The organism is Streptomyces sp. NPDC056160 (assembly GCF_042268205.1).
Taxonomy (GTDB): Bacteria; Actinomycetota; Actinomycetes; order Streptomycetales; family Streptomycetaceae; genus Streptomyces.
Map to the genome: position 1 here is coordinate 1 of NZ_JBHJUW010000201.1, position 11793 is coordinate 11793.

Below are 11793 nucleotides of genomic sequence, written 5' to 3' on the forward strand. Positions count from 1 at the left end.
CCGCGCGCGGTCTGCTCCGCAGACACGACGCGCCGCCGCTACGCGGCGGAAGAGCGCCGCGCTCCGCGCGGCCAGCCGGCCACTCCGTGGCCGGTGCGGCCAACTCCGTTGGCCGAGGCTCGGATCGCTCCGCGATCCGGCCTGACGGAATCCGCTCCGCGAATTCCTCAACTCAGCAGCTGGAGCGGCTGGTTAGGGTCGGAGAGTCGGACTGTACGCCGGATTCTGTTCCCGGGGTACTCACGCCATCGGCCGGTGAAGGGGTGGCTGCCCCCTGCCGTGCTCACAGTCCCGACCTTCGGTCAGGTGATGCTTCTACCCTAGTGGCTTGGGGGTAGCTGTGGCGCCTTATGGAAGCAAAAAACTATGGGATCTCCGAGACTTGGCCGGGCTCCTCTGCGGAGAGTTCACGGTCTGTCGTGATCCAATCGCCCTTGAGGATCCCCATCATCAACTGGCTTTGTTTTTCGGTTAGTTGGCGCGAATTCTGCTTGGTGCGCACCTTGCAGAGCCAAGGGCCGATCATGATGCGCTCACCGTCGACTTCCATCCACTCCCGAGCGCTGGGCGGGCGGCCCCAGCGCTCCACGAACAGACGTAGGAGCTCGGCGGTCTGATGGAAGGAGCGGCGGGTCCGTGTGCCGGGCGTGGCGTTTGTTTGCCGTGCTGGGAGCGGGACTTGATCGGGGGTCAGGCCGAGGCTGGTGAGGAGGGCGCGCTGGCTGTCCTCGAGCCGGGCCCAGGTAGTGAACTGACGGTGCAGCCAGCCGCCGGTCTTCACGCCGTCGATTACCAGGTCCCGGTGCAGCGTGGCGGGGTCGTGGCCGGCTTCGATGTGGCGGCGTAGCAGGTGGTATTTGCGGTGCCAGTCCGGGCCGTGAGGGAGCGTCCAGTTGGCGTCGAGGGTGGCGAGTTGAGCTTCGCGCGTGGGGTTGAGGTGGCCTTTGCGGGCCAGGGCGCGCTGGTCGACGAGGAATTGGCCACCGGGTTCGGTTGCGGGGATGGCGAGGTGACCGTAGGTGGTGTGGAAGGCCTCGACGGTGGTCATGTGGCCCTGCCAGGCGGCTTCGTGGGCGTCCCAGATCATGCCCAGGTCCTCGAGTTCGTCGATCCATTCGGCGGTGAGCGCGCCTTGGTGGTAGGCGGTGCGCTGCCCGTCGATGAAGGAGCCGAGGTGGTAGCCGTAGGCGTCTTCGTAGTCGGTCGGGACGCGCAGGTGGCTGTGCTCGGCGTGGTAGCGGACGGCGGCCGCGAGGCCGGCGCGGCGGGGCGCGGAGAGGACGGCGCCTGCTGCGGGCCAGGCAATAAGGTCCATCGCGCGGGCGATGTGGCCGGGATCGAGGGTGAAGTCGAAGCGGAAGCGGCGTGCGAGCAGTTGGTGGGTGTCGGTGGCCAGGCGGCGCTTGGTGCTTTTGCGTGGGGCGCGGGCGGCGATGGACTGGTCGTGGTGGCGCAGCGCGGCGGTGACCAGCCAGAGGGCTTCGTAGGGGGTGCCGAGCAGGTCGGTGGGGTCGGCGTCGGGTGGGGTGTAGGCGGGGATGACCAGGCTCGCTGTCTTGTGGTCGAGGGTGGGGGGTTTGCGTAGGGCGCGGCCGAGGGCCTGGACGATGCGGCGCACGCTCGCGGTGCGGTCCGCGAACACGATGGCGTCCACGGCCGGCAGGTCGACGCCCTCGCCCAGAACCTGCGCGTTGGTCAGGATGGAGCGGTCGGCGGCGATGAAGCGGTCCTGGATCTTCTGGCGCTGGTCGGGGGTGTGGGTGCCGTTGATTGACTGCACGCTCAAGTCGGCTGCCCAGGCGGGACGTTGGTCTGCGGGGAGGGTGCGCAGGGTGTGGGAGAACTGTCGGGCGAAGTCTGCGGCGTCCGCGATCTGCTGGAAGTAGACGATCACGTGCTTGAGGTCGTGCTCGCGCATGGTCTTGAGGACGGCCAGGTGCAGCGCGGTTGTCCGCCGGGCTGTGGGGCCGAAGCCGGTCTGAAGGTCGGTGTCGGTGAGGGCGCTGCGGAGGTCGGTGTCGGTGATGGTGGGGACGAGGAGCTGGTAGTCGGCCAGAACGCCGTCTTCGATCGCGTCGGCGTGGGAGTAGGTGTGCAGGCGCGGGCCGAACACCTTGGGATCGTCCATCGAGGCGACCAGGGATGGGGCCTCCCAGGAGGGAGCGGTCGCCGCGGTGCGCTTGGGCTGCGGGCGCCGGTCGGGGGCCTCGGTCAGGCGGGGGGCTTCCCACTCGTACGGGGTCGCGGTCAGGTAGAGGCGGCGGTCGGCCAGGATCCGGGCCTGGTCGTGGACCGTCGTCCACTGTTTGCCCCAGCTCCCGGCCGTGCGGTGCGCCTCGTCCACGACCAACAGGTCGAAGACGGGGACGGGGAAGATGGTGTGCTGGGTCTCCTCGATCCTGGGGAGGGAGTCGAGGGTGACGAACACGGTCGCCCGCTCACGTTGTTTCCTGCGCTGAGCGAGCCAGTACGCCAGGTACTCCCCCGAGCTCGTGCTCACCGCTCCCGCGCCGGCGAGCAGCGGGTGCTTGCCGGCGTCGGCGGAGGAGACCGCCATCAGCGGCTCGTGGCGGCCGTCGGCGCGGGCCGCGGCCGCCCACTGGGCGATCAGATCCAGGGACGGTACGGCGATGAGGAGATGCGCGGCGTCCAGTTCCTCGGCGGTGCGCAGTGCGATCAGGGTCTTGCCGGTCCCGCACGCGGAGACGATGTGCCCGCGCGAGCCCGGGTTTCTCAGGTGCCGCACGGCGCTGTCCACCGCGGCGTGCTGATCGGAGCGCAGCATCCGGCGGGCAGAGGGCGCTAGGTGCGTCGCAGCGGCAGGCTCGGGGCTGGTGGACATCGCGTGCAACCTCAACTCACGGTAGCCATGGTCATCCGCCATCCTCCCCCATCTGGGCTCTGTGCAGGCGGTGGCTGTCCGGCTTACAGGTCGTCGAAGGTCGGCTGAGTCCAGGGCTGGTCCGGCGGGGGGCCCTGGGCGCCGAGCAGTTGGGTGATCTTGTCGGCTTCGTCGTCGGAGAGCGGTATGAGCATGCGGGTTGTCGTGCCGAACAGTGCATCGAGGCGGACCTGTGTGCGTGCGCCGCGGGCGCTGGCAGTACGCGTGCCGAAGGCACATTGGAGGGTGGCCCCGGAGGGGGCTTTGGCATCGGCTTCAATCACGCCTTCCGCCTGGCCCAGGGCGTCGCTGATTCCATCGAGTTGGATGTCGTGAGCGATGTCGTCGCCCGGACCGCCGTATCCCACATGCCGGTTGGTGACGACCATGCTCAGCGAGGTGAGCGGGATGCTGAATCGGGCGGCTCGTGCCCTGACCTCGTCGAGGAGGGGCAGGTCGTACTCCTGTGCGGTGGGCAGTTGCCGTCTCGACTGGGCGACGAGGGCTTGGAAACGCGGGGCCTGAAGGATGAGCTGGCCGGCTTTGATCGTCCAGCGCCACGGGCCGGTTCCAGGGGCGGTCTCTCCTGGAACGATCATGCAGACGTGGCTGGTCCAGAGCTGGATGGCCTGGCGCATCAGATGCTGAAGGTTGTTGGAGTCGCCGGCTGCGGTGCGCAGCAGGGTGGGGAGGCTGATCATCCGGACGACGCGGTTCCAGAATTGCGGGTCCGGGATGTCTTCGGTTTCCAGCAGGTAGGTCAGGGCCGTCTCGTCGAGTTGTCCCAGGACGCGTTGGGGTCCGGGGAAGGTGGCGAGGGTGGCTCCGCTGCCTTGCCAGAGAGCAGCGAGGAAGGCGGCCATCCGGTCGGAGACGTCTGCCGTCATGCGGTCGGTCAGGGCGTTGACGGCTTCGCGGGTTGGTTCTGGTTCTCCTAAGCGGGCTGCTTCGGCTCCTTGGGTGACGGTGTTCAGGAACCGTTCGGTTGCTGGGCCGTCGAGGGTGCCGCGTCCTCCTTCGAGGACGGAACGCGATATCAGGTGCGGGAGCCCGGGGGCTTCGGTCTGGGGTTGGAGTGTGCCCAGCGCTGGGGTGTCGAGCAGGAGTTTGGGATCGTGGCCTGGGCGTAGCGGGGTGCCGATGGGCCGGCGGTCTTCGGGAAGCTGCCCCAGGGTCAGCAGGACGGGGCTGTCCTGGGCGGACAGGCGTTGCAGGTCGTCTTCGAGCTCGAGTTGGTTGGATGTGGTGCGCAGGTAGATGAACCGTCGTGGGGTGCGGGGCTGGTCGGGCCATTGCAGGACCATGTCGGGCACGTGCGTGTGGTTGAAGAACTCGGTCGTGGTGACCGTGGCATGAGGGTCCAGGCGCCTGAGATGGCGGGCGACGGTGTCTTTGATCCGGTTGATCATGGTGCGGTCGTCGGCCTCGTCCATGGCCTGGGAGATCGACTGCTCGACGAGGTTCACCACGAGCTGTCTTCCCTGCGGGTCAGCTCGGCAGCCACGATGGCTTGCCAGTCTTTGAGCGGCACGAGGGTCTCCTGTTTGTCCGAGAGCACGATGAGCCAGAGCCGCTTGGCAACGGAGGCAGCCAGAGCGCGGTCTATTTGCTGGCGGGCTTGGTCGGTGTCGGTGGTGTTGAAGATCTGCTGGCTGTGCTGCAGAACCGCTGCCTCGACCTGGTCGGGAGAGTTGAGCGTGGACCAGGAGTTGACGCGGAACGGGGCCCAGGTGATCCACATGAAGTGATCGCTGAGGTGGTGTCCGAGCTGGGCTGCGACATAGCACTTGGCGAGGAAGGCATCGAACTGGACGCCCTGGTCGCCTGGTTGGCTGTAGTTCTTGATCTCCGCGCAGAAGGAGTCGTGGTGGTAGGGCTCGCCGCGCATCGAGCCGCCCAGGTCGAAGGAGAACGTGCGGCCTCCGTGCGGCCACGACACGGTCAGCCGGCGCCCGCAGGACGGTGAGTCCGTATTCGCGTACGCGCCGCGGACCCGCATCGTGCTCTCCAGCCACTGCTTGGCCCTGCGCGCCCCGGAAAATCCCTTGAGCTGGGCATCCTCACCAACTACCACGAAATCATGCTAAGACGATCACCCGGCTGCTGGCCTAAGGACGGTGGAAGTTGTCCTGATCGTCAACACCAGCGCATGTCCAGGGCCTGAAGCGCGTTGATCTGCTGGGTGGTGAGGCGGGCGACGCCTCGGCGTCGTTCGGACAGCCAGCGGCGCAGCAGGAGCGGGTCGCCTTGGTCGTCGCCGCGGTAGGTGGCGGGGACGGCGAGGTGCTGGTGGGTGCGCCAGAACAGGTAGGCCTCGCGCAGTCCTTTGTGGAAGGCCCAGGCGGAGGATCCGCGGGGTCGGCGCAGCAGGTGGGCGAGGGGGTGGCGCAGGGGGATCTGGTCGAGGAGTTCGCGCTGGGTGGCGGTCAGGCGGGGCAGGACGGTGATCTGGTCGGCCAGCCACCTGCTGTAGGGGTTGCGGGTCTGTTCGGGGCCGAGGTCGGGGAAGGGCACCTTGTTCTGGCGGGCGGCGCGCAGGACGGCGGCGTAGGTGCGGCGCCACTGCCCGGTTCTGTCCCAGGGGCTGTTCCACCAGGGATAGATCTCGGTCAGGGCGCGGTGGTAGCAGTAGGGCAGGTCGTGGTGGTCTGCTTCGGTACGGCGGCGGGAGAGCCACATGCCCAGGCGGATGCCGTGGTGGGTCTCGGCGTAGGCGGGGACGAGGTGCCCGTGTCGGCTCATGTAGTCGCGTGCGATGTCGAGGGTGAACTCGATGCTGGTGGGCGGGTGTTCCCACTGGATGCCGAGCAGTTCGAGAGCGTGGGCGCGCTGCGACAGGAGCATGCCGTGCTGTTTCAGGGAACGCTGTCTGCCCACCCACCAGCCCAGGTAGAAGCCGTCCGGGGTCTGGTGTCGGCTGGGGACGTTCAGGTGGCCGTGGGTGGCGTTGAAGGCCTGGGCGTGTGCGTGGGCGGCGTCCCAGATCTGGTTGGGGGCGGGGGTGTGCTTGGGGTGGAGTAGGTCGATGAGTTCGTCGGCGCGCAGCGGCTGGGCGGGGGTGTAGGGGCGCAGGGTGCGCTGTTGGCTGTGGAGGGTGACGCGGGTGAAGACGAGTTCGTCCCAGGCGCTGAGACTGATGAGGATCTGGTGCAGCAGGTGGAAGCTGGTGCCTTTGACTCCTTGTTCGAGTTGCTGGCCCGGGCGGAGGTAGACGGGGACGATGATGCGGGCGATCTTTCCCTGTCCGGGTATCTGGCGCAGGGCCCGGCCGATGGCCTGGAGGATCTGGACGGGGCTGCTCTTGGGGTCGGCGAACAGGATGGAGTCCAGGGAGGGGATGTCGACGCCCTCGGTGAAGCAGTTGCAGTTGCTGAGCACCGCTCTGCGCGCAAGTTCCTCTCCGTCGGGGGCGTGGGCGGGGGTGTCGATGAATTCCTGGACCGCTCGGCGGCGGGCAACGGCACTGAGGTTGCTGTGGACGACGTTGCTGGAAAGACGGCAGCGCATGTGCGGCAGCACGAACTGGGCGGTGACAGCGAGGGTTTTAGCGAAGACGGAGGCGTCGGCGATGTAGGTGTGGAAGGTGAGGGTGCGCCGGAGGTCGTAGAGGTGCTGGGCTTGCAGGAGGGCGATCTGCGCGGCTGCCAGGCGCAGTCCTTCGCTGGTGGCGTCAATGCGCCCGGGATGGCGCAGTGCCCGTCTGAGGTCGTCCTCGGTGACTTCGACGGCGACGATCTCGTAGTCGGCCAGGAGGCCTTCGGCGATCGATTCGGCCAGGGAGAGACGGTAGACGACCGGCCCGTACAGGCGCGGGTCGTCCATGGACGCGATCAGGTTCGTGCCCAGGGTGTCCCCGTCGGTATCGGGGGCGAGGACGCGTGGGGTGGCGGTCATGTTCAGGCGCTGGCGGGCGGGGAAGAGGGTGTCGTCCAGGACGCGGGCCCAGGCCTTGTTGCCGTCACCGGCGGTGCGGTGGGCCTCGTCGCAGATGATCAGGTCCCAGCGGGCGAGATGGTGATCGCGGTGGGCCTGTTCGACCTTCTCCTGTGACTGATAGGTGCAGAAGACGTTCAGCGGTCCGAAGGCCGCTGCCTGTGCGGCGTGTTGGGCGAGCTCTTCGGCCGAGCCGATGCGCAGGACACCGCCGGGCAACGTGTTGCCGGCGTCCTCGTGGCAGATGGTCAGGTACAGGCCGCGGCGGCCTTCGCGCTGCCAGACCTGCGCGCTCTGGTAGAGCAGCTGGATGTTGGGGGCGAAGAGGAGCACGTTGCCGTGCGGGGCGGTGCGATGGGCGATGTGGAGGGCGACGAGGGTCTTGCCAGTGCCGGTGGCCATCACGATGCTGACGCGGGCGTGGTGGTCGAGGAAGGCGGAGACGCTGTGGTCGACGGCGGCAGCCTGGTGTCCGCGCAGCGGGGTGGCGAGCTGTTCTACGGTGACGGTCCCGGGCACCGGCATCCCCCTTTGTCTCATGCGCCTGGGATCTCATGGTCCGCACGGGAGGCAGCGCCCGGTCCTCCTTCACGCACCGGTTCATCCTTTCCGGCACATCCGGCGGGCGGCGAGGTTCTTGCGGCACGGCGCGGAGCAGCATGAACAAATGCCGGGCCGCGGCAGTCGGACGCAGCACCGGGGAGGGGGTGGGCGAAGATGGACGTACCGGAAGCGCCGGATTGGCCGTTCGGCCCGCGGCAGCCTCTGCCGGTCCGGGTGGTACCGGTACGGGGTGAGTCGACGGGCAGCTTCGTCAAGCGGCTGGCGCACGGCCAGGGATTTCAGCTGGAGGAGCTGCTGGAGCGCGTGGGCTTCGGGCAGGCCTCAACGGATCCGCTGCGGGTGCGGGCCTACCCCCGCACCACCGAGATGTACGTCAACGAGCAAGGCCTTGCGTATCTGGCAGTGCTGGCCGGGAGCACCACGCAGGCGCTGCAGGAGATGCTGCCGAGCACGGCGGCAGCGCATCTGCTCAAGCCCGATGCCGAGAGTGCGGTGTGGAAGTGGCCGTGGCTGGTGCACGAGGGACACCTGGTGCCGCTGTGCGCAACGTGTGCCGCCGACCGCGGGGTGCGGGAGACGGTGTGGATGATCAACGCGGACAAGTGGCGGGTGTGTCTGGAGCACTGGCGGTGGACCGACAGTGACGGCACCGGGGGCGAGCGGGGGCTGTCGCTGAAGCTGCTGCCCGAGACGGCCAAGGCGCATCGGGAACGGGAAGCCCTCCACCAACAATACGGGGCAGCTGGTGAGCAGTTATTCGCCGACGCCTTCCAGATCACGGTGCACTGGTGGACTCACCTCCCGGGCACCGCACCGTGGGCGAGGCGAGCACGGGACGCGGACCTTCAGACGCAGGCGATGCCTGTGGCACCGCTCGTGCTGATGCCGGAGGCGGCGGCTGTGGCCGACCACCTGGCCGCGTTCGAACACGCGGGCAGGCGAGACGCACAAGCCGGCACACAGTGGATGGAGGAGCTGCGGGACGAGATGGACCGGTGGGGCGTCGACTTCTCGGTCGGCCGGCTGGCGCTGATGGACTGGCTGCAGCGGCACAGCACCGCCGTCGGCGAGGCATCGGACACCACCAGCAGGTCGACCGCAGAGACGGCACCAAAGGCGCGGCGGGTTCGTGTCGGGACGCCGGGTGCCGGAGAGTCGCGGCAGGTGCAGGCGTTGCGGCTGTCGGCCGGGCATGAACGGGCGGCACAGCCCACCGGGGTCCTGGGGGCGGCCTCGTGTCTGCCCTGGCAGCTGGGACAGCCGGCATGCGAGATGTGAATCCGGCGGCGCAACGGCGCCGTCCGCGGGTGACGGTGTTGCGGGAGCGGGCGACGGGCGTCCCGTCGGCCTGGTGTATGGAGCAGCGCAACGCCTTTGGCAGGAGGCGGGCGGCATGAGCGCGGTGGAGGGGCCCGGCGGCCTGCTGGTGGGCAAGGCGGGGCCGAGCATGGAGCGGGAAGTCGTGGCCCAGTACCGCGAGCCGTACGGGCCGGTGCGCGCCTGCGATGCGGACCGGCTGCGAGGGCTGGCACTGGAGGAGTTCGGGCCGGTCACCGAGCCGGTTCCCTACCGGGGCCGCAAGGGCATCATCACCTACTGGCCGGTGGCGAGCAGAGAGCAGACGGTGGTGTGCGGGAGTCTGCGGCAGTGGCGCCTCGCATTGGAGCTGGACTTCGAGCCGGCCTGGGCGGCGTTCAGCGCCAGCCCAGTGGAACTGCGGTGGCGGGCGAACGGACGCCTTCGCCGGTGGCGCCCGGATTTCGTGGCGCGCACGTTGGACGGTGTGCGTGAGGTGCTGGTGCTGAAGCCGCTCAGCGAGGAGAGCCTGCCCGTGGCGAGGCTTCAGATCCTTGAGGCTGTGGCACGGGCGGCCGGGTGGCGGGTGCGGCAAGTGCGTGAGCCGTCGGGGCTGCGCGGACGCAATCTGGCGTGGCTGGCCGGCTACCGGTTCGGTACGGGCGACGAGGACGGCCGGGGGCAGGCGTTGCTGGATGCGTTCAGGGAGCCGACGGGCCTGCGGGCGGGAGTGGCGGCGAGCGGCCTGGACGAGTTGACGGGGCTGGACCTCGCCTACCGGATGCTCTGGCAGCGGCAGCTGCTGTTCGACGACTGCCAGCCGCTACTGCCCGACGCCGTGGCCTGGACGGCCTGAAGGACGAGAACGGGGGACACGGGGCGCATGGCCAGAACTCGCGGAGGCCGGTCTTCGGGGTCGCTGTCGATCGGGGCGCGGGTGCGCTGGCAGAAGCGCGAATGGGAGGTGGTGGCGTGGCAGGGGCCGCAGGTCACCCTGGTGCCGCACGACGGCGGCCAGGCGCCCCAAGCGGTGTCGTACCGGTGGTTGGTGGGAGCGGAAGACTTCGCCGTCCTCAGCTCCGATGCGGCACCAGCTGCGCAGGACGTGGCTCTTGACTGGTGGGGTCGGCAGGAGGGCCGGGAGGAGGAGGCCGCGCTGTGGCAGGCGCGCATGGTCGAGATCGACACCGGCCTGGCACCGGGCCGAAGCGAACATGAACAGGGATTCGGACCCGGTACGACGCTGGCCCAGCGGTGCGCCGCGATGTCGGCGCGCCTGGCTGCCGACGGCATCCGCTGCTCCGCCCACACCCTCGCCGACAAGCGGCGCACGTGGAAAGCGTCCGGGGAGAACCCCGCCGTCCTGCTGTCCCGGCCGCGGGACAAGCGGCCGGGCGGCTTCACCGATCCGCGGTGCCTGGCCGCCATGCAGGAGGTGGTGACCCGGCGCGCACGCGCCTCGAACGTGACCATCGACCTGATCCGTGAGGAGGTGGAGGACCTGCTGCGCGCGCGGTACAGCGACGAATTCGACGACCCGGCTGCCGCGGCGGCCCTGCTGCCCTCCCGCTCCACCTTCTACCTGCGGATGAAGGAGTCCGGCCTGGCCGACGCCCTGGCCCAGCCGACTCGGGCCCGTGCCGCCCTGGCCTCCGCCCCGCCCCTCCCCCACGGCGGCCGTGAGATCGTCCTGCGGCCGGGGCAAGTCACCCAGGCCGACACCACGCCCCTGCGGATCTCCGCTTGCGGCGACGACGGCCGGCCCATCTCCACGGAAATGACCGTGCTGATCGACGTGGCCAGCCACAGCGTGTGCGCGCTGATGATCACCCCCAGCCAGGTTAGGGACGCCGGACAGGGACAGCCGGGCAGGGCGACCCGAGGGATCGACCTGACCCTGATGCTCGCCCAGGCCTTCGCGCCCTGGCCCGTGATGCCCGGCTGGGACCCGCTCAGCGCGGCCGCCACCTCCGCGCTGCCGTTCGGGGCGCTGCGGGCGGCGGACGAACGGTTCACGAAGGCCACCGCCGCCCGCCCGGTCATCCGTCCCGAACTGATCGTCTACGACCAGGGCAGCCCCTATGTGAGTGACCACTTCACCGAGGTCTGCGACCGGCTGCGCATCGCGCGGCGCCCGGCACGCAAGAAGACCCCGTCCGACAAGCCGCTCGCCGAGCACTTCTTCATCACCCTCGCGCACCGCTTCAGCCAGCACGTCACGCACGGCTGGCAGGGCCGCAGCCACAAGAAGCGCGGCCACGGCATCGAGCGGATGCCGCTGTACACGATCGCCGAGCTCCAGCAGATGGCCCAGGAATGGGTCGCGCTTGAGTACCAGCAGACCCCCGATGCGGGACTGCGCGACCCGTTCCGGCCCCACGTCGTGCTGTCCCCCAACGACATGTACGCCGTCCAGGTAGCCCGCGCCGGCTACCGGCCGATGCCGCTCTCCCCCGCCCAGAACCGCTTCTTCCTGCTCCCGCGGTGGGTCACTCCCGGCAAAGGCGGCTTCATGATCAACTACCGGACCTACCAGCCTGTCGCACAGGACGCCGGGCACTACCGGGAGATCCTCCTGCGCGGCGACTCGAGACTCCCCGGCCGCGCGGGCAGGTGGGAGTGCCGCTTCAACCCCTACCGGCCCGAGCGGGTGTGGCTCTACGACCATGCGGCGGGCACCTGGGTGACGTGCGACTTCCGGCTGCGGCACCTGCTCACCGACCCGTGGACCGCGGACATGTGGCAGGAGCACGCCGAGCAGCACCGTGCGGCCGGCGGCAGCAAGCAGGACGAGGAGGCGATCGCCCTGGCCCTGGCGCAGCGCAACCGGCGCGGCCGCAGTCGCAGACCGCCACCGAAGCGCACAGGAGCCGAACCGCCCTTCGAGGGGCTGGAGTTGGAGACGGAGCAGCCGTCCCAGGACCCGTACGCAAGTCTGGAGGAGTTCGACCTGTCGACCCTGCGGCCCTACCCGGCGCTGCCCATCTCCCCCATGGCACCCCCCTCTGCACCCGCCACGTCGTGGGGGGCGCCGGGGCGGGGCCCCCCGGGGGCGCGCGGGGACAAACGGGCGGGGCGCCCACCCCACCCCCCGCCCCAACACCCCCCCGCCCGCCGCC

At 69.5% G+C, this 11793-nt stretch carries 7 protein-coding genes; 3 read left to right on the forward strand and 4 right to left on the reverse strand.

The window, feature by feature from the left end; all coding sequences use genetic code 11:
- Positions 1-364: 364 nt before the first annotated feature.
- The 4 genes from ACFC02_RS39065 to ACFC02_RS39080 all read right to left on the reverse strand — a co-directional run bounded on the left by ACFC02_RS39065 (position 365) and on the right by ACFC02_RS39080 (position 7333).
- Entirely contained in the window at positions 365-2842 is a 2478-nt protein-coding gene (locus tag ACFC02_RS39065; protein WP_376367187.1) for a Helicase associated domain protein, read from the reverse strand.
- Between the two features lie 83 nt (positions 2843-2925).
- Positions 2926-4350 carry a hypothetical protein gene (locus ACFC02_RS39070; RefSeq protein ID WP_376367189.1) on the reverse strand — a complete coding sequence of 475 codons (1425 nt, stop codon included), beginning with the start codon at positions 4348-4350 and terminating at the stop codon, positions 2926-2928.
- A complete protein-coding gene (locus ACFC02_RS39075; protein WP_376367191.1) occupies positions 4344-4955 on the reverse strand; it encodes a hypothetical protein in 612 nt (203 codons plus the stop codon). The genes ACFC02_RS39070 and ACFC02_RS39075 overlap by 7 nt, the downstream gene beginning before the upstream one ends.
- Positions 4956-5017: 62 nt before the next feature.
- The gene (locus ACFC02_RS39080; RefSeq protein WP_376367193.1) at positions 5018-7333 is read right to left on the reverse strand and encodes a Helicase associated domain protein; all 2316 of its coding nucleotides are present in this window, start codon (positions 7331-7333) and stop codon (positions 5018-5020) included.
- A gap of 198 nt (positions 7334-7531) precedes the next feature.
- Between ACFC02_RS39080 and ACFC02_RS39085 the strand changes: the two genes are divergently transcribed.
- The 3 genes from ACFC02_RS39085 to ACFC02_RS39095 all read left to right on the forward strand — a co-directional run.
- Positions 7532-8656 carry a TniQ family protein gene (locus tag ACFC02_RS39085; RefSeq protein WP_376367195.1) on the forward strand — a complete coding sequence of 375 codons (1125 nt, stop codon included), beginning with the start codon at positions 7532-7534 and terminating at the stop codon, positions 8654-8656.
- A gap of 115 nt (positions 8657-8771) precedes the next feature.
- The gene (locus tag ACFC02_RS39090) at positions 8772-9530 is read left to right on the forward strand and encodes a hypothetical protein (RefSeq protein WP_376367197.1); all 759 of its coding nucleotides are present in this window, start codon (positions 8772-8774) and stop codon (positions 9528-9530) included.
- 27 nt (positions 9531-9557) lie between these two features.
- A partial coding sequence (locus tag ACFC02_RS39095; protein ID WP_376367199.1) for a transposase occupies positions 9558-11793 on the forward strand: 2236 nt, incomplete at its 3' end.